We start from the raw sequence: 19,910 nt of genomic DNA on the forward strand, positions 1-19,910 counted from the left end.
TAAAGATTTAAGATTCGATGCGTACTGCTTTCTAGTAATAAATGGCAAGATACGAGACTGCGAGACAGGCTGCGATGGAAGGCGGCGAAGTCGCGCATGACCTCTTCCGAACGGATCTAGATATTGGTACGAAAGAATCGGCGATGGACTTCGTTACTCGAGCTGACACCGAAACTCAGCAACGCATCGTTGAGATTATCCGTGACGAATATCCAAACGCCACCATCGTCGGCGAAGAGGGTGACGAACTGAAGTCCGTCCCAGAAGGCGATGACGTGTGGGTGATCGATCCTATTGATGGGACATCGAACTTCGTCCACGACTTCCAACTATGGACGACGACGGTCGCCGCACTCCAGGACGGAGAGACCGTTGGAGCGACGACGGTTGTACCAGCGCTCGGCGATATATACACTGCTGGACCGACCGAAGCCGTAATGAACGGCAGTTCGATGTCTGTCAGTGAGAAAACGGAGGTGACGGAGTTCAAAGTCGCTGCCGTCCTCCGTTATGGCCCGGAACGAGACCAAGTGTTCGGAGATCTCTTGGATACTCTTATCCAACGATTCGGTGATTTGCGTCGTCTCGGTAGCGCGCAACTGACGCTCGGCCTCGTTGCGAATGGATCACTAGATGCTGCCGTCTCGACGCAACCGCATCCGAATCCCTGGGACACAATTGCAGGCGTGTATCTCGTCAAACAGGCCGGGGGAACCGTAACCGACATTCGGGGAGATCAATGGAAACCTGATGCTGATGGGATTGTCGCGTCTAACGGCGAGTCGCACGACGAAGTCCTCAAACGTGTATCTGACGTAGTACGTTGATCTGGCTTTAGTTAGTCAAGACGCTCGCAGAGCTGTTCAGAGAGCGTTATGGCCGGATTTAAAGAGACAAGGCGAACATCCGGACGGCGACACCGGTCAGGGCGTTTGCTGCCCCATACGACAAACCGGTTGTTCGCTTGGGGAGGTAATAAGGTCGTGTTTAGTTAAAGCTGAAAAGTGAGGCGGGACGAATTTCGGCTGGTTCATGGCTGAAATAGCCCGCCTCAGTGGCTGTAGCGACTGGCTTGAGTTAGAGTTTGTGGAGCGAGAGCGGACACCGAGCGAGCTGATGCGGCTCGGTATTCGACTTCATTTGGCTGACTATCGCTTTCGAATACCGTTAACGAACTTGAAAAGTCCGGTGTCCAGCGCTCGCGGAAAGCGGTCCATGATTGGCTGGGAGAAAGCTGATCTACACCCTGCCAGCGACGCTAGTCCAGATCAGATCGCGGTTGACGAAACGGTGATCCGCATCGACGGCCAGCAGTACTGGCTGTACGCTGCCGTCAATCCAAGCTCAAACAAATTCCTGCATATACGGCTGTTTCCAACGACAACAACGGCGTTAACTGAACGGTTTCTGCAGAAACTCCGCGAAAACACGATGTCGAAGACACCGTGTTTCTCGTCGATGGTGCCCAGCATCTCAAAACAGTACTACAGCGAGTCGGGCTTCGATTTCAAACCGTTCGTCATGGGAATCGGAATGCTGTCGAACGTATATTTAGAGAGATAAAACGTCGAACTTCCTTGTTCCGTAATAGTTTCAGCCACGTCGATCCAACAACAGCGGAATCGTGGCTCTGGGCCTTCGCCGTCTGGTGAAACTCGCTAAACTAAACACGATGATGATGGCGCTCCCCTGAGTTCTGTCGCTAGCGAGTCCAATTCGGTGGTTGCCTCGATGGTCGAAAGCCATCGGTCGGGAAGTTGTGATGCGCCAAACCGGGCTCCGGCGACTGCGCCGGTGATTGCGCCGATTGTGTCGGTTTCGCCGCCACGGTTGACTGCCGTGATGATCGCGTCCTCAGCAGTTGATGCGGTGAGGGCGTCGTGCATGGCGGTCTGCAGCGAGTGGATGACGTATCCTGAAGTGTTTAGCGTGGCCGGCGAATCGCCACGGGCAAGTGGTCCCAACGAACTCACAAGTTCCTCCGGCGCGTCCGAGCTAACATCCTTAAGGGCCGCTTGGAGTGGCGCATCGACGTCTTCGAGCAGGCCAGCCACTGTGAGGTTCAGCACCGCACAGCCATACGTGCAGCGCGGGTCAGCATGCGTAATCTGGGAGGACTGCCGGCTGACCTCGGCGAGGCGCTCACGGGTATCCGCGTAGGGGATGACGAGTGGCGGACACCGCATCACACTTCCATTCCCCGCGTTCTGGCCTTCGGGACTCTGCTTCCAGACCGTTTGGCCGGCTTCATCCCACGCTGCCCCGTGTTTGAGGCGGCTGAGCGACCGAATCGTCATCCGCCCAATATCAAACGGATCGCTGTCGAACCATGCGACAAATCGGGCAGCAATATCCGCGGGGTCGAATCCTTGGTGATCAACGAGGCTGCGCGCGATGCACAGCGCTTGCTCGGTGTCGTCGGTAATCGTCCCCGCTGGCTGATTCCACGTCCCATACCCAACCATCTCAGCAAGCTGTCCATGTTCAGCTTCAATCTGGGTCGCCGACGAGAACTCAACTGGCCGGCCAAGCGCATCTCCACAAGCCAACCCAAGGAGGATGCCACGGGCACGATCCGAATCCATACGTCATCAACAACGACCGCCGAGAAAAATGTAGGGCCGTCGTCACTCATCGAACATAGCGCAATTCAGTGAAGAGGTGGCAGGAGAGAGCTCAGCCAGCGAATCGGTGTCTAGCAGCGAGGAGAACTGCTATTCGGGGTATTGTGCTCGGTATTCTGTGAGGACGTCCTATAGTAGCCGTTAGAAGTAATTGCTTACTTTAGGAATCGAAAGTTGGTCGAGATCGGTGTCGATTGCCGTTGTCAGCTCGCCGAGTGAGTCGAAAAGCGGTTGCTCAGAGCTGCTTGCAGCTGTCGCCAGCATTCCTCGACCGGATTCAACCCCGGCAACTACGACGGTAACGTCACGAAGGCGGGTCGTCACGGGCCGCCAGGTCCGTGACGGCCGATGCCTGAAAATACGGCGCTCCATCTAGCACTACGAGCAAGTCGTCTTCGAACTCTTCACATAATGCGAGAATGAAGTGTTTCGCGTGTTCGGCCGTGACGCACTCTTCGAAGCGGGAGAAAAAGCGATCACCGTCCTCGGTGATCGCGCCTAGCAAACATGTCCACTCACGTTGGCCGGAGAGTTCGACGGAGGGCCGCGTGCCGCGCGGAAACCACGCGGCTCGACCTGCGCGGATTTCTTGGTTTGATCGATGCAGACTACGGTGGCGTCCAGCTCTCGGCGCTTTTTTTGAACTCGTCGTGGAACTCCTCGTGTTCATTTTCGTCGGCTTCGGCGTCTGTACGGCGCGGTTTCCGATAGGTTAATCCTGCTTCTTTCAACAGCCGCCGACAGCTCGGGAGTGAGTACTCGACGCCGTACGTGTCTTCGAGATACTCTTGGACGAGCGCCGGCGTCCACGCCGGCGCGTAGAACCCAACCTCTTCGGGTGGGTTGTGGACAGCTTCTTCGAACTGTTATTGCTGTGTGTCTGGGAGTTTTCGATTTCTTCCAGAACGGTGAGCATTAGAGACAGCGTGCTCAAGCGACTCATCGGTGTCGAGTCGGTTGAGCCAGTTGTAGATTGTTTTCCGGTGAACGTCGTACCACTGGGCTAGCTCGGCTTGCGTGACTCCGTTCTTGTACGCGATCGCGGCTAACAACCGCTCTGTTGGCTTCTTTCCCTCCACGTTCTCAAGAGCATCTTGCAGCTCTTCGACGGAGATCTCGTCGAGGTGCTCCACTACCTACTGCAACAGTTTCATTGCAAATAGTTCTACCGACTACTATGGCATGACACTTCGGAGCTAGTGAAGTGTTCGCCATCGATATTGACCCGACGAAGGTCAAACTAGCTGAAGATGCGGGCATGGTGGGCATGAACGCAGCAGAGAACGCGGAAGAACGAATTCTTTTAGAGACAGGGGGATTGGTGTGGATGTTCGAGGCCGCTGGCGGAAATCAGAGCCATGGGACAGAGGGATCAGATCCCCTCGACCAAGCGTATCGATACATTCGTCCGAGCGGGAAAATAGTCCAAGTTGAGTACATTTCGAGTGAGATCGAGCTTGATCCGCGAGATATGCGCTCGAAATATGCCCGATGGGTCAATCCCCTTCTTGGTGCCGTATCTGAAACACCTAATAAGGATAGGGGTGAGTTAGCGGTTGACATGGTCGAGTCTGACCGTGTTTCAATCCAAGAGCTGGTCACCCACGAACTGGAAGGGCTGGATTCATTCGAAGAAGCGATCGATATCACCCTTAACAGCGAAGAATATGATGGGCTAGGCCCCGACAGATTGTCCTTAACGATTAACGCGAGGATCCAACAACGGGAGTCGTAACCGATCCTAATTGCTGAATATTTGCTGTTACGGTATCGCCGGATTCGATGGGGTGTGCACCAGGCGTTCCAGTAGAAATGACGTCTCCTGGTTGGAGAGTCATAACCTCGGAATGGAATTGGACCAGTTCTTTTGGTGGCATCATCATCTGATTAATCTGGTTAGATGCTCTCTCCGTACCATTAACAGTCGTTTGCACAGTGATATCCTGTTCATTTGAAATTGAATCGAGCGTTGTAATCCAGGGCCCAAATACAAGGAAGCTATCGAAGCTTTTCGAGCGTGTGAGGAACCTCGGATTCTTCTCAAGAATATCTTCAGCAGTCATATCGATGATTGGGACATAGCCAGCGATGGCATCTGTAACTTCATCTTGATCGAGGTCCTTACCAGTTCGACCGATGACGACACCTAATTCTGCTTCGGCAGTCACTCGATCTGTAATCTCTGATGGTGGAAGACGAATCGGACCATCGGGACCCACCGCAGTCGTGCGCGGCTTCATGAAACTAGCAGGTTCATCCGGATGCTGTTCGTTCAAATCCGCTGCATGATCCTTGTAGTTAAGTCCGATCCCCCATAGTTTTCCATACTCGTCAAAGGGTGATTGAAGGGTGAGATCATTGGGTGAAACTGGGGTGGCAGTAGCCTCCTTTGGATTGGGCAACTCGTCTCTGGCTGCTAAGCTAAGGAGTTCTGCGGTTGTCGATGCCTGAACGCCACTGGCACTAATTGGCACGAATCCCTGGCTATTACCAATCATCAACGTGCCGTTATGGCGGGCAATTCGTGTCATAGATTCGAACCCGTAGCGCCGCCATCAACTGGGATTGCTGTACCATTAATGAACCCTGATGCGGGCGAAGAGAGGAATGCGACAATATCCCCAAGCTCATTTGGATCACCGAGCCGTTTTAACGGAATTCCGCTAGCTCGCGACTCCAGGCCTTCCTCATAGGAGTTATACTCTCCTCGTTCAACTGCGTCTGTAATTAGTTCTTCAGTCCGACTAGTCTCATGAGGACCAGGAAGTACGGCATTTGCTCGAACATCCGGTGCAAGTTCTTTCGAAAGCGTCTTTTCGAGACCAATTACGCTCATTCGGACGGAATTTGAGAGAACGAGAGAATCGATAGCCTCTTTCACGCTTCTCGAGGTGATTGTAACGATTGTCCCCTGGTCGCTTTGTTGGAGATGGGGGGCCGCCTCTCGCGCGAGACGCACAACGCTCATGACTAACAGTTCGTAGGCATGATACCAATCCTCATCAGTCGTTTCCAAGAACGGACCACTTGGTGGACCGCCAGCATTCGTAACTAAGTGATCCAGCCCACCAAACTGGGAAACGGCAGTTTCGACGAGTTGCTCGATGTCTTCCTCGTTGGTGATGTCCCCCTGCTGGATTACGACCGAACCAGTCGCAACGTCTCTTATCTCTTCAGCAGCTTCTTCAAGGTCGGATTTCGTCCGCCCGTTGATGATGACATTTGCTCCTTCTCGAGCGAGAGATTTGGCTGATGCCTTTCCGAGACCACTACTTGAGGCGGTAACGATTGCAGTGTCGCCCTCTATTTGTAGGTTCATACTTCGGTTGAAGTGATTCCGTGTTACTTTATTAAGGCAATCAACCCGGCAAATAACCCCTCAAGATAGAGAGAAAGATGTATTTAGTAGTTCTAAACGATCGGTCAAGCCGTGATTCAATAGTATTTGTGAAATTATTAGTTCTCAGCCCTAAGTGGTCTATTGGATGATGGGAAAGACTGAACAAAAGTTGATCAAATCCCCATATTCAACCGGAGAATCACAGCGGGTACACGGAACAAGGCCGCAATACCGTACGAGTGCGCGCGGAGAAACAGATAAAGTGTTCGAGGACCCGGCACTGTCTAGTTCTGGACCACCTCGATCGGTGTCTTTCCATCGAGAGCTTGATGCGGTCTGTGGCGGTTGTAGTAATGCATAACCTGTTCAAGCCATTTGCGGACGATTGACCAATTGCCCACCCACGAATTATGGAAGCTGTCGACCCGCATTTTGAGCGTGTGAAACCACTTTTCAATCAGGTTTCGCTCGGTATAGTTGAGCCGACCGCTCAATCCTAACCGGGAGAGGGCAGTCTGATACCCGAATTGATCGACCAGAAGCTCAGCATCGGAGAGATCGTGTTTCTCTTGGAGTCGATGCAGAAACGCAGCGGCCGGATCAGTCCCATGCCGACCAAATAATGTGACGTCAAGAATCAACTTTGTCTCGGTGTCTATTGCAGCGTATAACCAAGACCACTCACCGTTACTCTTGACAGCGGTTTCGTCAACCGCGACCCGCTTCGGCTGCGCCTCAGGCGGGCCGCATCCGCTGTCAGACAGCCGATGCACCCAGTTCCAAACCGCTCCATGCGATCGTTGGACGCCTAATTCCGCTAAGATCGTTGTTGTTTCTCGAAGCGAACAACCGGTCTGATGAAGGCGGACGGCGACGCCTGTCAGGGCGTTCGCCGTCCGCTCATTCTCCCAATTTTCTTCTAAATCCGGTTCATAGCGCTCCCTGAGCAGGTCTGCGAGCATCTTTGGACAAGAAACTCAACAACCTGCTCGCTACTCAAACTAACTCAACTAGACAGTGCCGCTCCAAAAGACCGTTCGGATTCTCGAAATTCTTAAAGAACAAGAGCCCGCGATGTTATCCGAGTTAGCTGCTAACCTAGATTATAGTAAGGGTACGATCCACACCATCTTGCCACTCTTGTCTCTGAAGAGTTTGTCGTGCAGAACGGTGGCGAATACAACTTAGGCCTCCGGTTCTTTGAATTTGGAGAACACACTCGAAAGCACCGATCCATTCACGAGGTTGCCAAGCCCGAAGTTAGGGAACTAGCAGAGAAAACCGGAGAATTATCCAGTCTGCTGGTTGAGGAGCATGGCTGGGGCATATATCTCCACCGTGAGTACGGTGAGAACTCGCTTACTCTAGACACGAAGATCGGGACGCGTGTCCATCTGCATAACACGGCGTTAGGGAAAGCAATCCTTGCTTTTCTTCTGGAAAATAAAGTGGAAAGAATCATCTCGACACGCGGTCTTCCGATAACGGGCCCGAATACGATAAATACAGAAGAAGCTCTGTACGAAAGATTGGAGACGGTTCGAGAGAAAGGCTATGCCGTAGATATGGAGGAGAGAACAAGCGGTGTCCGATGCATCGCGGCACCAGTCCAGGTACAGGTTGGAACAGTCAAAGGGGCAGTTAGCATAGCCGGCCCAAAAGTCGCGTAACCGAAAGTAAATTCCACGAAGAATATGCAGAATACGTAAAGAATGCAGCTACCGTCATTGGGGTGAATCTTACATACCAGTGAGTTAGTAATACTAAATAGATCGGCGCTCAAACGGACCACCTGCCTTCGATTATTCTGATTGACGGGAACATAGATCAGATGCCGCATAAGCGGTGATTTCTATCAACCGACGGCATACAGAATAGAGACGAGTAGGCGATTACAATTCCATAACCCGGCCGAAATCAGCGGTTCTTCCACGCCAAGCACTTCTTCGTATTTCCATCGAACCTCCGTATATTCCCCCGGACACGAACCCAACCTCACGTTTTCATCTGGGGGTGAGTTCTCCTGCATAAATCACATCGGAAAGATCATAAACCCCCGATTACAATAGTAGTAATGTAATTGTGGGCTAGTAAATAGCTGATCTACCCAGTATTAGATCTCCCAAGGAATGGGATTTTGCGCTGGTCAGCGTCCAGATCAGGATGAAGAGTGAGGCGGAGTGAAGTTGTAGTAGTTGATGCAAGAAATCGGTCGCCACAACGGTTTAGCGACTGCTTCGATTTAGAATTTGTCGAGTGACTAGCCGCATTAGAACCCACGATAAAACTGGATATCAAACTTCATTCATTCTAATTGATGCTTTCGTAGACCACCGCTATCTTCGCTTCTTTCAGTGTCGAACGTGGCCTCTCCCGTTCACAATTGGGTGCTGAAAGCCGGCCTACATCCCAACTTCAGCGAAAATCCTAACCACGTTGTGAGCGCCATACTGCAATTCAATTTACCGATCAGCGCTACTGGCTGTACGGTGTAGTCGATCCCAAAACCAATGAATACCAGCACGACAGACTCGTTCCCACTCAAACGCCGTACTAACAAAACAGTTCCTGAAGGAGCTCCAGGAGAAGCATCACGTCAAAGCGAGCGTGTTTCTCGTCGATGGCGCACCATGGCTGCAAGCTACGCTCCATCGCCACGATCTTCGCTTCCAGCATGAAACACATAGGAAGAAGAATGCCATCGAACATGTCTTCAAAGAATTAAAACTCCGAACCAACCATTTCACATATCATTATCACCACGCTGATCCAGCAACCATCGAACCATCGCTGCAAACCACCGCCTCCACCGAAAATGATTCAATCTGAACAGTACCGTGAGCGGATGGCGACACCCGTCAGGGGGTTCACCGTTCGCCTCTACGCAACCGGCTTTTACTTCAAGAAACACAAGAAATCATCCAGCTATTTGACGTAGAACGCTCATATCAAGCGATTTTCTAGGACATATAGTGAGTATTTGACACCACTATCGATCCATCTGAGGCGCAGCCGAAGCGGGTCGCCGTTGACGAGGCCGCTATCAAGATTAATGGTGAGTAGTCTTGATTGTATGATGAAATTATTCTCGATACGGAGCCGATTCTTGACGTGCAGTTGTTTGGACGCCATTCCATCGATCCAGCGGCTGCGTTCCTGGCTGGACACAGTGAGAAACACGATCTCTCCGACGCAACGCTTCTCATCGATCAGTCCGATTATCTGTCTTCGCTCTCTCAATTAGGATTGAGCGACCAGGTAGACTATACTGACCAAAACCTTATCGAAAAGGTCTCAAATCCTCAAAGTGTGAGTTAACCGTTTCCATAATTTGTGGGTTGGGAGGCGGTCAAGCCTATGTAAATGTCTTGAGCAATTCGTGCATTACTACAACCAACAAAGGTCACATCAATCGCTCGATGGAAAAACACCAGCTCAGTAAGTGCGAAACTAGACAGTGCCTTAACAACCCAGATATCAGTATATGATATAGTATCTAAATGTGATAGTAATAATGGTAAACCTGGATACTAAGATTCATCAACAACTGTGGCATTGCTTCACGGGTGTTTAATCAAGAATAAGGTGTGGTGATTTTATGCTGATCTATACCAGAAACCACACCCTTCAGCGTCGTAACGACTGTATCGAGGTAGGATTACTGGAGCACAAGCGGACAGAGTGAGCAGACGAATGCGCCGTATTTCCGTTTGAAGCTGGAATTTACAAGCAGTCAAGGCGAATGCCATAGGACTTCACCCCGTGAATGAAACCGACAACTGGTGACATAAACGATCACCTCAAAACACGCCAAATAAAGTGGTGTGACGGTACAACTCGCGTCTGTCTTTCAGTCCGAAAACACGGATAGTCAGACGACCTGCCGTCGCTATCAAGTAGGAGTGGGCGACTCCGAATACACACCTGTGGAGACTGCACTCACTGTGGATTCCCTCACAGAGTCTGTAAAGCGCGGCATAAAACCGGAAAGCCTCGGAGATCGGCCCCGAGGAACTTCACGTAGTGTATAATCTGTAGAGTGATCTCGGCTAATTTACCCGAATCGAAACCTGACTTGTCACGATTTGACCGATAACTACACTTTCCTCCGGTGAAAAGATGCTCGTAATGGTTCCTCAGGCAACACCGACTGACGAGTGGTTGGACAGCGAGAAGGTCAAACAGATCCTGAAAGAATACCTGGACGAGACCGATTATCGGATTTACAAAGCCCTCAACAAGGACGGGCGAATTTCTGACACCGAGCTCGGTGAACGCGTCGGGCTTTCTAGGACCGCTGCACGCCGCCGTCGGGAGAAGCTGGAAGACGAGGGGCTTGTCGATGTCCTCGGCGTTCTCGTCCTCCAGCAGGCGGATCTGGCGTACGCCGACGTCTTCGTCACTCTGGAGTCCAATGTTGACAGTGACACGCTCCAGAAGTTCCTCGAGCAGGTCAAACAGGAAGAGCTCATTTACGAAATTGAGGAGTATATGGGTCAATACGACCTCCTGCTCCGTGTCTGGCACGCTTCACTGTCTGACGTCAAGACTTACCTCCGGACGATGCTGCAGGACCACGAGGCGGTCGGGCAATACGAGACGATCCCCGTCACAAAGACGCACAAGGCCTGGCATAAGACACTCAACAACGGGGAGGATTGACATCCTCCCGCGCCTGAAGACGCGGAAATCCCACGGCACCGCACCGCTGGAATTGGGATATTAGGGTTTGCAGTCGACCACCTCTGCCCGAGGTTGGAATCCGCTGGACAAGTCATAGAGGTAGACTGCTGGCTGTGCCAACCAGCCGGTACTCCTATCCCCACCCAAAACAGGCGGAGACTCGAAGTTACTTTCCTCGTTGATGTCGAGACAGATGTTTTCCGCCCCGTTCACGTCCGCGTTGAACGCCGCGTCACACGACTCGCAGACGTATAGGCCACGCTCGACGCTCTGACTGTCATCTTCTTGCCCGCAGATGCAACAGGTCTTGTTCGTGTCTCGCTCAGACACTTCCACGACTTCGATCCCCTCGACCTTCTCCTTGTAGGTGAGTATCGACGTGAAGCGGCGAATGCCCACCCATGCAAGTCGAGATTCCCGTGCTTACCCCAGTTCTTCGAGTCGCCATACTCGTCCTCACGAACGCCTTCCAAGTCCCCGACGTTGACGCGGCCCATACCACGCTCAATACACTTCTCAACGATATGCTTCGCTAAGGAGTGGAAGAAATGGGTACGGCGCTCCGACCACGTTGTGGATCCGGGTGAAGGGCGGTAGAATGTCGCGCTATGCCGTCGTTCACACCAACCCCTGAAGGGTGGGCTTTCGCTCGCTACATGTCAAAGCCCGCCAATCGCAGTATATACTAGCTTCGTAGGGGTATCTGTTTCGTTGATACTATAGTGGTCGGTGCCGGCCGGGATTACGGATACCGTCCCGGCGGAGACTGTGTATTCTGCGCCGCGGGTAACTAGCGTGACTTCTCCTTCGAGGATTACGGACAGTTCGTCGCCCTCGTGGCTCGTCCATCCGTTCTCGGGGACCCGCTCGCCTGGTTGGATGACGTACGAGCCTGCTTCTGTGTCAGGGTCGGACGCTTCGAATAGCGTTAGTGGGCTACCCGTGCTGTCCGCCCAGACCGTTTCAAGGTCCGTCAATTCGACAGAATCGTTCGTCATTTCGTATCCACCTGGTTCAAACCGTCGTCAGTCGCATTCGAATCGGCCGGTTGGTGGGTGCGGAGTATCTCGGTTTCTGCCACATCCAATTCCCCCGACTCCGTGATGGCAACTCCGTACTGTTCTCGGGCAGTTTTCCTGGTGATGTAGTCGTCGCGATAATCCTCGAGGACCCGTTCAGGGTCGCGGTCGTAGGGATCGCCCCAGCCACCACCGGCACTTGTGACTAGGCGCGCGACGTCGCCTTCGTCGAGTTCGTGGTTTGTGAGGTTACTGTATTGCTCGATGCTTCCGTCGTCGTCACGGATGATCTCGATGTAGTTCCCGTCCCCGTCCTGTCCGCCTTCGATACCCCACGGTGGGAACTTCGACCGTCCGAAGCCAGCAGTAATAAATCCGTCAGACGCGTTGTACATCCGATAATCTTGGACGAGCCCGGTCCCGCCCCGGAACTCGCCGTGGCCCGCCTCTTGGGGGGTATCGAGGGCGAACGTGTCGAAGAGCAACGGGAAACGGGTTTCCATCACTTCGACGGGCATCTCGAGTGTGTCACCGTCTCCTGAACACACCAGCACGTCGGCGCCGTCCTTGCCAGGGCTGCCACCCCAGCCGCCTGGCTGTGGCTCCACGACCAGGAAATCTTCGTCGCGCCGGTCATCGTGGCCACCAACGATTGTCGCACAGACGCTCAGGAAGTGGCCGGCCGACAAGCGGTCAGGGAGATGGGGCGCGAGTGCCTTCCACGGAAGATCAGCAGCCATCGCGGACCCCTCCCAGTCAGTCCCGATTGCCGCTGGTTTCGTCGCGTTCAGAACAGTCCCTTCGGGGATGGTGATTTCGAGCGGACGGAAGAATCCCTCGTTAGTCTCCGCTTGTGGGAGCGTGATCGCCTGGAAGAAAGATCGAATATCGCTGACGGATGCAGCGTACGGCGAGTTAATCGGCCCCTCCGTCTCGGGATCGGTGCCCGTGTAGTCAAGTTCGATCGTCTCGTCGCGAATCGTGACCTCAACTTCAACATGGACTGGGTCGTCCGTGATACCGTCGTCGTCCAGATAATCCTCTGCAGTGTACGTTCCGTTCGGGAGTTCTCGGATTTCCTCGCAGACGAGCTGTTCGCCAGCGTCGAACTCGTCTTCGATGGCCTGTTGGACGGCGTTAGCTCCGTATCGATCGAAGACATCGACGACGCGTTCCGCGCCGACATCCATCGACGACTTCTGGGCTTGCAAGTCTCCACGAGTGATGTCCGGCATTCGAGTGTTCGCAACGACGATGTCGTAGACAGCGTCGTTGCGTTCGCCGCCCTCGTAGAGTTTCACCATCGGATACTGGATACCTTCCTGGAAGATGCTGGTTGCGTCCGTCGTCCACGAGCCAGGATCTTTTCCGCCAACATCCGTCCAGTGGGCTTTCGACGCCGCAAAGCCGATAAGTTCGTCGTCGACGAAGATCGGAGCGACCATCGCGACGTCGTTGAGGTGAGTCCCGCCATGGTAATCGTTTAGCAGCACGACGTCTCCGGGTTCGAAGCCGTCTTGTCCGAATTTATCGACGGCGTCAGCAACACAGAATTTGAGTGTGCCGAGGAAACCTGGGACGCCGTTTGCTTGCGCGACCACGTTCGCGTCCGCGTCAGTGATACCACAAGCGTAGTCGAGCGTCTCGTAGATAACACTCGATTTCGCGGTGCGACCGAGGTTCAGGAACATCTCCTCGGCCGCGCTCTGTAGAGCGTTCGTGATGACTTCGCGAGTGAACGGATCGACGCTACCAGTCTGCTCTTGCGTGTCAGTTTCAGATTGCATTGGTGGTTACGAGATGTGAAGGTTGCCGAGCGCGTCAACGTCAACAGTCTGGTCAGGGTGAACGAGCGTCGTACAGGCCGGTTCCTCGATGACTGCTGGGCCCTCGATAGGTTCCGTCGTTGGCAGGGCATCCCGCTCGAAGACGCGCGCGTCATGGATACCCTCACTCCCGAAGTCTACCTCTCGGGATTCCTTGATCGCCGCTTCGAGAGACTCGTCATTCCTGACGGCGTCGATCTCAGGTTTCGGCATCGGTGCGTACGCCGTCAATCGGAGGTTCACGACCTCGACTTCGTCGTCCATACGGAAATTGAACGTTTGTTCGTGCCGGTTGTGGAACCGTTCGATCGTCTCATCAATCGTCGTTGCATCGATCTCGCCTGATTCGACCGGCGTGTTCACCGTGTGTTCCTGGCCAGCATACCGGAGGTCGACAGTCTGTTCGAGTTCAATGTCGTCCCGCGTGACGTCCTCGGGAGCGTACGCGTCGTAGGCCTCGGCTTCCATTTCCGCGAAGATGGCATCGATATCCGCTGCGGCATCGCGATCGAAACTCCGGACGTTGGTCCGCGCGAAGTCCTTCCGCAGATCGGTCATCAACATCCCCCACGCGGAGAACTGCCCGGGAGCTCGTGGGATTACTGTCTCCTTGACGCCGAGTTCTCGACCGAGTGTCGCCGCGTGGAGCGGGCCGGCGCCGCCACTCGCGACCATTGCGAAGTCCCGTGGGTCGTGGCCGCGCCGGATGCTGACCTGTTTGAGGGCGTTGGCCATGTTCGAGTTGACGACCTGGAGAATGCCGTGTGCGGCTTCACGGACGCTTGTGCCGAACTCGTCCGCTAGTGGTTCGAGCGCGTCGCGGGCGGCATCGACATTGAGGGTCATCTCGCCGCCGAGGAAGTAATCCGGGTTGAGCCGGCCCGTCAAGAGGTCCGCGTCTGTGACCGTCGGATCCGTGCCACCACGGCCGTAACATGCAGGCCCAGGGTCTGCACCAGAGGACTGTGGGCCGACATTAATTGAACCACCTTGGTCAACCCACGCGACCGAGCCGCCACCGGCGCCAATCTCGACAATGTCCACAACAGGGATCTTGAGCGGGTACCCCTCCTCGCGTTGCGACGATTCCAGCCAGTAGTCGGTATCGATAGTGACGTCGCCATCTTGGACGAGCGAGGTTTTCGCAGTGGTGCCGCCCATGTCGAAGCTGACAATGTCCGGTTCGCCGATTTGTTCTCCAACTCGTGCGGCGCCATAGACGCCGCCGACGGGGCCACTTTCGACCATCTCCACGGGGCGGCGGCGTGCTTGATCGAAGCTCGCGGTGCCGGCGTTCGATTTCATCGCGTACGTGTTGCCGTTGAAGGAACGCTCGCTGAGTCGCCCAGCAAGGGTGTCGAGGTACTCGTCGGCGATCGGCCGAACGTAGGAGTTCAACACCGCAGTATTGGTGCGTTCGTACTCACGGTATTCTTTCGTGAGATCGTGAGAGAGGGTAACGTAGGCGTCGGGGTGAACGTCAGCGATGAGGTCGCGGACTTGTTGCTCGTGAGTTGGGTTCTGATAACTGTGGAGGAGGCTGACTGCGATGGTGTCGAAGCCGTCGGCCTTGATTTCGCGGACTGCGTCCCGGACGGCATCCTCATCGAGTGGGGAGACAATGTCGCCTGCTTGGTCGATCCGCTCGGAGACCTCCCAGCGATGGCGTCGTGGGACGAAAGGTTCCGGTTTTTGATACTGGAAGTTGAACATGTCCGGGCGATTTGCGCGTGTGATATCGAGGACGTCCCGGAATCCTTCCGTCGTGAGGAGTGCTGTGTCTTCGCCGTTTCGTTCGGTGATGGCGTTGATGACGACGGTGGTGCCGTGAACGAATTGCTCGATTGCGCTGGGGTCGAGGTCGCTTTTCCCAAGTGCGTCAAGGACGCCGTCAGCGAAGTTCGATGGCGTCGTGGACGCTTTCTCGAGGGACATAGAACCGTCGTCAACGGCGACGAAATCGGTGAATGTCCCGCCGATGTCGACGGCGACTCGAGTGGTATCCTCTGCCATACCATACATCGAATCGTACAACTCTATAAACTTATTGTATGCTATATCTGGGATTTACACTCGAAAAGAACTCTACTAGATGCGTATCGTCTACAAAATACCTGAGCGTGGATACATAACGGATCGAATAATACGGACGGGAAATGTCTCGAGAACTGGTGTGACAGCACGGGATGACAGACACTGAACGCTGTCACGCCAACCAGATACTCCTGTCAGTCTTGGCGACGCCCCTTCCGGTCCTCAAACGCTACATCCTTGGGCATAGCCTGTATCACCTCCTCGCGCTTCTCGCCCGGATCGTGGAGACACCGAGTCAAATGGCCGGGTTCCACTTCAACCAACTCGGGCTCCACGGAATCACAGGCATCGAACCGACGATGACACCGCGGATTGAACGGACACCCACTCGGCGGGTTCTGGGGATCCGGCGTCTCACCCTGTACCTCGACAGCCGACGGCTTCAATGACTTTTCGTGACTTTCGATCACGGGAATCGCCGACAACAACTGCTCTGTGTACGGATTCAACGGGTTCTCGAACAACTCCCGACTGTCCGCGACCTCCATGAAGTTCCCGAGATACATCACACCGATCCGGTCGGCAACGTTCTTCACCAGACTCAGGTCGTGACTGATGAGCAAGTACGTCAACCCGAGTTCGTCCTGCAGGTCATCGAGCAGCGAGATGACCTTCGCCTGCACGGAAACGTCCAGCGCGCTCGTCGGTTCGTCCAACACGACGAACTTCGGCTCGACGGCAATTGCTCGCGCAATCGCGACGCGCTGTTTCTGCCCACCGGACAGCGCGCTCGGATACCGGTGCTGGAACTCGACGGGCAGATCTACCATCTCCAGCAGGTCCGCGACCCGCTCGCGGCGCTCTGATTTCGTTCCGACATCATGAACATCCAACGGCTCGCGAATGATGTTCCCGATCCGTCGGCGCGGGTTCAACGACGACGACGGATCCTGGTACACCACTTGGATGTCACGGCGCAGCTGCCGCAACTGCTTCCCGTCAACGTCGGTGATGTCGCGTTCATCGAAGTTGATCGTGCCACCCGTCGCCTCGTACAGTCGAGCGACCGTTTTCCCAAGTGTCGTCTTCCCACACCCGGACTCACCGACGACAGCGAACGTCTCTCCCGGGAAGATGTCGAAGCTCACTCCGTCGACAGCCTTCACGTGGGACTTCGACCGACTGAACACCCCCTTACTGACCGGATAGTACTTCTTGAGATTACGAACGGACACCAGCGGTGCTCCAGATTGCTCCGTCGCACGGTGGATCGCTCTCCGGTCTCCGGTCGACGAACTACCAGTTTCCGCTAGGTCCGACGAGTCAGTGCTCATTGCTCACCCCTCACGCCAGCTTCGGCCGGTTGTGGTTCTTCGTTGCTGTACGTTGCTTCGTCAGCCGCGATGGCTGCTGCTTCGTCGAACTCCATTCCATCCTCGTAGAGGTGGCAAGCGACGGTCCGATCCTCACCAACAGCGTAATCTTCGACCGGTTCCACATCGCACGTGCCCTCCATCGCAGCGGGACACCGCGGGTGGAACCGACAGCCAGATGGCGGGTCAGTGTAATCGGGGATCTGGCCGTCGATTCCAGAGCCCTCGAATCCTGTCAGCTTCGGAATGCTGTCCAGTAAGCCACGCGTGTACGGGTGCAGTGGCGCGTCGAATATCTCCTCTGTCCGCCCGACCTCGACGATTTCGCCGGCGTACATGATGCAGATGCGGTCGGCAATTTCACGCGCAACACCGAGGTTGTGCGTGATGTACAGCATCGAGAGGTTCTGCTCGGTCACGCGCTCACGGAGCAAGTCTAGGATCTGGTCCTGGACAGTGACGTCGAGTGCGGTTGTCGGTTCGTCCGCGATGAGGAACTCGGGTTCGTTGATGAGCGCCATCGCGATGATTACGCGCTGCCGCATGCCACCGGAGAGTTCGACCGGATACCGGTCTAATGTTCCTTCCGGGTCTGGAATACGCATGCGGTCCAACAACTCGATGCTGCGTTCGCGGATCTCCTCGGCGTTTTCGCGACGACCAAGGAAGTTCTTGAGGATTTCCCACCAAGACACGTCCTTTCCACCGCTGTACGTAGCGACGTCGGCCATCATGGAGCCAACTGGGTACACCGGCGAGAGGTACGTCATTGGGTCCTGGAAGATCATACTCATCTCGTCGCCTTTGACCTGCTCGTGAGCGTCCTCGTCGGCGAGAAGGTTGTCGCCGTCGTACCGGATTTCGCCGCTCGTGATGTCGCCTGGTGGGCGAGGGAGTGTCCCCATGATCGAGCGGGCAGTGACGGATTTGCCGCAGCCGGTTTCACCGACGAGCGCGACGGTCTCGCCTTCGTTGATCGTGAAGTCGACGCCGTTGAGCACGTCGTGGCGGCCTTCGTAGGTGTCGAACGATACGGAGAGGTCGTGAACGTCTAGTATTGGATCTGTCATTACTGCACCTCCACGTCGAACATGTCCCGGAGCCCGTCACCGAGGAAGTTGAACCCGAGGACGATGAGGAAGATGGCTAGCCCGGGGAACGTCGAATACCACCACTGGGCGGGCAGGTAATCACGGCCCTGGCTGACCATCGTCCCCCACTCGGGAGTCGGCGGCTGGGCGCCCAGTCCGAGGAAGCCGAGCGCGGACGCTACGAGGATCGCGTACCCCATGTCAAGGCTCATCTTCACCGTGATGGGCGCGAGCACGTTCGGAAGGATGTCCCGGAAGATGGTTCGAATCGACGACGCGCCGACGCCGCGGCTAGCTTCTACGTATGTCTCTTTCTTCACGGAGAGCACTTCGCCGTACGTCAACCGGGCGTACCACGGCCACCAGACAGCTCCAATGGCAAGCATCGCGTTGGTTAAGCTCGGTTCCAACGCGACGCTCACAGAGAGTGCGAGGACGAGCGGTGGTACTGACAGGAACACGTCGGTGATACGCATGAGCACCATACCGATCCTGCCACCGAAGTAGCCAGCTACCAGACCGATTGGCACGCCGATCGAGACCGCTGCAGCGAGTACGACCGCCCCGATTTTCAGGGACAGCTGTGTCCCGAAGAGGACGCGACTGAAGACGTCACGGCCAGCTTGGTCAGTACCGAAGAGGTGCTCGGCGCTCGGTGGTTCGAACTTCTGGTCGAAGTGGACGGCGGGCTCGCCCGCATATCCCGCATCACTTGGATAGGGCGCAATCCATGGAGCGAATATCGCGATGAGGATGAACGCGAGGATGATTCCGAGGCCGATGACTGACATCGGATTCTGCCGGAATCGATAGACCACGCGGTCGAGGTCTTCAAGCCGGCGAGCGAGCGTGCTTGTCGAGGCGTCACTTGCAGTGGATTCTGTGTCACTCATTCGCTTTCACCCTCGTGCCAAACTCGTGGATCGAAGAATCCGTAGAGGATGTCGACGACGAAGTTTACGATGAGGAACGCGGCACCGACGACGAGGGTGACACCGACCATCGCGTTGATGTCCTTCTGGAGGATGGCTTCGACGCCGTAGGATGCCATCCCTGGCCAGGAGAACACGATCTCGACGACGAAGGCGGAGCCGAGCAGGAAGCCGTAGTCCAGCCCGATGATGGTGAGCGTGGACGCGAACGACTTCCTCAGCACGTACTTGTACGCGATTAGCCGGTTCGGAATGCCGTGCGTCCGCAGTCCCTCGACGTAATCTTTGTCGTACTCTTCGATGAAACTCGACCGCGTCATCCGTGCAATGTCTGCCACCGGGGCCAGCGAGAGGGTAATCGCTGGAAGGATGAGGTGTTGTGCGGCGCTGATGAATGCTGCACTGTTCGCTGCGAGGATGCTGTCCACCAGTAACAGGCCCGTTGTTTCGACCGGCATTGGGCTTACGCCACCGATCCGCCCGGTCGCGGGTAACCAGCCCAGTTGGAACGCGATGAGCAACTGGAGCAGGATGCCCGCCCAGAACGGGGGTAGGGAGACGTTGAAGAACGAGAACAGCCTGCTCGCGTTGTCTGGCCATTTATCTTTGTGTTGTCCGGCGATAACCCCCAGCGGAACGCCGACGACGATAGCGATGAGCATCGCAAGGGTGGTCAGCTCGAAGGTCGCTGGGAAGTATTCGAGGAGGTCGGTTGCAACGTTCCGCCCAGAGATGAGTGACTGCCCGAGGTCACCCTGGAGGAGACCCCCCATGTACTCGATATACTGCTGCCAGATCGGGTCGTTCAACCCCATCTGTTCGCGCAATTGTTGGACAGCTTCGTCGGTCGCACGCGGGCCGAGTGCCAGGCGTGCTGGCCGTCCGGGGATAACACGGGCGAGTGTGAAGATGAGCACCGACAACCCCAGGAACATCGGGATTGTCGACAGCCCGCGTTTGATCAGGTAGTCTCTGTAGCCCATTGTTG

At 55.2% G+C, this 19,910-nt stretch carries 16 protein-coding genes and 4 pseudogenes; 7 read left to right on the forward strand and 13 right to left on the reverse strand.

Features of this window, described 5'->3' with window-relative positions; all coding sequences use genetic code 11:
- Positions 1-41 precede the first annotated feature (41 nt).
- Positions 42-827 carry an inositol monophosphatase family protein gene (locus LPA46_RS14580; protein WP_230893115.1) on the forward strand — a complete coding sequence of 262 codons (786 nt, stop codon included), beginning with the start codon at positions 42-44 and terminating at the stop codon, positions 825-827.
- Positions 828-1,032: 205 nt separating this feature from the next.
- Positions 1,033-1,652: pseudogene (locus LPA46_RS14585) on the forward strand (IS6 family transposase).
- A gap of 6 nt (positions 1,653-1,658) precedes the next feature.
- Here LPA46_RS14585 and LPA46_RS14590 read toward each other — a convergent pair.
- Together LPA46_RS14590 and LPA46_RS14595 are read right to left on the reverse strand one after the other, a co-directional pair.
- Positions 1,659-2,585 carry an ADP-ribosylglycohydrolase family protein gene (locus LPA46_RS14590; protein ID WP_230893116.1) on the reverse strand — a complete coding sequence of 309 codons (927 nt, stop codon included), beginning with the start codon at positions 2,583-2,585 and terminating at the stop codon, positions 1,659-1,661.
- 180 nt (positions 2,586-2,765) lie between these two features.
- A pseudogene (locus tag LPA46_RS14595) lies at positions 2,766-3,757 on the reverse strand (IS630 family transposase).
- A gap of 71 nt (positions 3,758-3,828) precedes the next feature.
- On the opposite strand from LPA46_RS14595, the gene LPA46_RS14600 reads away from it, so the two are divergent.
- Positions 3,829-4,359: a hypothetical protein gene (locus tag LPA46_RS14600; protein ID WP_230893117.1), complete on the forward strand. Its 531-nt coding sequence runs from the start codon at positions 3,829-3,831 to the stop codon at positions 4,357-4,359.
- Here LPA46_RS14600 and LPA46_RS14605 read toward each other — a convergent pair.
- The 3 genes from LPA46_RS14605 to LPA46_RS14615 form a co-directional block, all read right to left on the reverse strand.
- Positions 4,328-5,155, reverse strand: coding sequence for a fumarylacetoacetate hydrolase family protein (locus tag LPA46_RS14605; protein WP_230893118.1), 828 nt, complete (start codon positions 5,153-5,155; stop codon positions 4,328-4,330). The two genes, LPA46_RS14600 and LPA46_RS14605, sit on opposite strands and share 32 nt — an antisense overlap.
- Positions 5,152-5,943 carry an SDR family oxidoreductase gene (locus LPA46_RS14610; protein WP_230893119.1) on the reverse strand — a complete coding sequence of 264 codons (792 nt, stop codon included), beginning with the start codon at positions 5,941-5,943 and terminating at the stop codon, positions 5,152-5,154. Before LPA46_RS14610 ends, LPA46_RS14605 begins: the two co-directional genes overlap by 4 nt.
- 305 nt (positions 5,944-6,248) lie before the next feature.
- Positions 6,249-6,926, reverse strand: a complete 678-nt coding sequence (locus tag LPA46_RS14615) for an IS6 family transposase (RefSeq protein WP_230893120.1) — start codon at positions 6,924-6,926, stop codon at positions 6,249-6,251.
- 112 nt (positions 6,927-7,038) lie between these two features.
- Here LPA46_RS14615 and LPA46_RS19255 point away from each other — a divergent pair, with 112 nt between their 5' ends.
- The 4 genes and pseudogenes from LPA46_RS19255 to LPA46_RS14630 all read left to right on the forward strand — a co-directional run bounded on the left by LPA46_RS19255 (position 7,039) and on the right by LPA46_RS14630 (position 10,626).
- A complete protein-coding gene (locus tag LPA46_RS19255) occupies positions 7,039-7,152 on the forward strand; it encodes a hypothetical protein (protein WP_442908260.1) in 114 nt (37 codons plus the stop codon).
- Positions 7,125-7,634: an IclR family transcriptional regulator gene (locus LPA46_RS14620; RefSeq protein ID WP_230893121.1), complete on the forward strand. Its 510-nt coding sequence runs from the start codon at positions 7,125-7,127 to the stop codon at positions 7,632-7,634. Before LPA46_RS19255 ends, LPA46_RS14620 begins: the two co-directional genes overlap by 28 nt.
- Before the next feature lie 1,145 nt (positions 7,635-8,779).
- Positions 8,780-9,406, forward strand: a pseudogene (locus LPA46_RS14625) (IS6 family transposase).
- Between the two features lie 686 nt (positions 9,407-10,092).
- Positions 10,093-10,626, forward strand: coding sequence for an Lrp/AsnC family transcriptional regulator (locus LPA46_RS14630; protein WP_442908261.1), 534 nt, complete (start codon positions 10,093-10,095; stop codon positions 10,624-10,626).
- A gap of 60 nt (positions 10,627-10,686) precedes the next feature.
- Here LPA46_RS14630 and LPA46_RS14635 read toward each other — a convergent pair.
- From LPA46_RS14635 to LPA46_RS14670, 8 genes and pseudogenes are all read right to left on the reverse strand, one after another.
- Positions 10,687-11,216: pseudogene (locus LPA46_RS14635) on the reverse strand (zinc ribbon domain-containing protein); the annotation flags it as partial.
- 90 nt (positions 11,217-11,306) lie between these two features.
- Positions 11,307-11,645, reverse strand: a complete 339-nt coding sequence (locus tag LPA46_RS14640) for a cupin domain-containing protein (RefSeq protein WP_230893123.1) — start codon at positions 11,643-11,645, stop codon at positions 11,307-11,309.
- Positions 11,642-13,453: a hydantoinase B/oxoprolinase family protein gene (locus tag LPA46_RS14645; RefSeq protein ID WP_230893124.1), complete on the reverse strand. Its 1,812-nt coding sequence runs from the start codon at positions 13,451-13,453 to the stop codon at positions 11,642-11,644. The genes LPA46_RS14640 and LPA46_RS14645 overlap by 4 nt, the downstream gene beginning before the upstream one ends.
- 6 nt (positions 13,454-13,459) lie before the next feature.
- Positions 13,460-15,505, reverse strand: coding sequence for a hydantoinase/oxoprolinase family protein (locus LPA46_RS14650; protein ID WP_230893125.1), 2,046 nt, complete (start codon positions 15,503-15,505; stop codon positions 13,460-13,462).
- 215 nt (positions 15,506-15,720) lie between these two features.
- Positions 15,721-16,761 carry an ABC transporter ATP-binding protein gene (locus LPA46_RS14655; protein WP_230893126.1) on the reverse strand — a complete coding sequence of 347 codons (1,041 nt, stop codon included), beginning with the start codon at positions 16,759-16,761 and terminating at the stop codon, positions 15,721-15,723.
- Positions 16,762-16,856: 95 nt separating this feature from the next.
- On the reverse strand, positions 16,857-17,969 hold the full coding sequence (locus tag LPA46_RS14660; protein ID WP_230893127.1) for an ABC transporter ATP-binding protein: 1,113 nt from the start codon (positions 17,967-17,969) through the stop codon (positions 16,857-16,859).
- The gene (locus tag LPA46_RS14665) at positions 17,969-18,883 is read right to left on the reverse strand and encodes an ABC transporter permease (protein WP_230893128.1); all 915 of its coding nucleotides are present in this window, start codon (positions 18,881-18,883) and stop codon (positions 17,969-17,971) included. The genes LPA46_RS14660 and LPA46_RS14665 overlap by 1 nt, the downstream gene beginning before the upstream one ends.
- Positions 18,880-19,905 carry an ABC transporter permease gene (locus LPA46_RS14670; protein ID WP_230893129.1) on the reverse strand — a complete coding sequence of 342 codons (1,026 nt, stop codon included), beginning with the start codon at positions 19,903-19,905 and terminating at the stop codon, positions 18,880-18,882. The genes LPA46_RS14665 and LPA46_RS14670 overlap by 4 nt, the downstream gene beginning before the upstream one ends.
- Between the last annotated feature and the right edge of the window lie 5 nt (positions 19,906-19,910).

Origin of the sequence: Halobacterium sp. KA-6, assembly GCF_021029015.1 — an archaeon.
In the GTDB taxonomy this organism is placed as follows: Archaea; Halobacteriota; Halobacteria; order Halobacteriales; family Halobacteriaceae; genus Halobacterium.

Bases quoted from the DNA above. Each gene is read 5' to 3' on its own strand.
- LPA46_RS14645 (WP_230893124.1), bottom strand. From the start codon at position 13,453: ATGCAATCTGAAACTGACACGCAAGAGCAGACTGGTAGCGTCGATCCG.
- LPA46_RS14630 (WP_442908261.1), top strand. From the start codon at position 10,093: ATGGTTCCTCAGGCAACACCGACTGACGAGTGGTTGGACAGCGAGAAG.
- LPA46_RS14580 (WP_230893115.1), top strand. From the start codon at position 42: ATGGCAAGATACGAGACTGCGAGACAGGCTGCGATGGAAGGCGGCGAA.
- LPA46_RS14670 (WP_230893129.1), bottom strand. From the start codon at position 19,905: ATGGGCTACAGAGACTACCTGATCAAACGCGGGCTGTCGACAATCCCG.
- LPA46_RS14590 (WP_230893116.1), bottom strand. From the start codon at position 2,585: ATGGATTCGGATCGTGCCCGTGGCATCCTCCTTGGGTTGGCTTGTGGA.
- LPA46_RS19255 (WP_442908260.1), top strand. From the start codon at position 7,039: ATGTTATCCGAGTTAGCTGCTAACCTAGATTATAGTAAGGGTACGATC.
- LPA46_RS14650 (WP_230893125.1), bottom strand. From the start codon at position 15,505: ATGGCAGAGGATACCACTCGAGTCGCCGTCGACATCGGCGGGACATTC.
- LPA46_RS14640 (WP_230893123.1), bottom strand. From the start codon at position 11,645: ATGACGAACGATTCTGTCGAATTGACGGACCTTGAAACGGTCTGGGCG.
- LPA46_RS14605 (WP_230893118.1), bottom strand. From the start codon at position 5,155: ATGACACGAATTGCCCGCCATAACGGCACGTTGATGATTGGTAATAGC.
- LPA46_RS14665 (WP_230893128.1), bottom strand. From the start codon at position 18,883: ATGAGTGACACAGAATCCACTGCAAGTGACGCCTCGACAAGCACGCTC.
- LPA46_RS14660 (WP_230893127.1), bottom strand. From the start codon at position 17,969: ATGACAGATCCAATACTAGACGTTCACGACCTCTCCGTATCGTTCGAC.
- LPA46_RS14610 (WP_230893119.1), bottom strand. From the start codon at position 5,943: ATGAACCTACAAATAGAGGGCGACACTGCAATCGTTACCGCCTCAAGT.
- LPA46_RS14615 (WP_230893120.1), bottom strand. From the start codon at position 6,926: ATGCTCGCAGACCTGCTCAGGGAGCGCTATGAACCGGATTTAGAAGAA.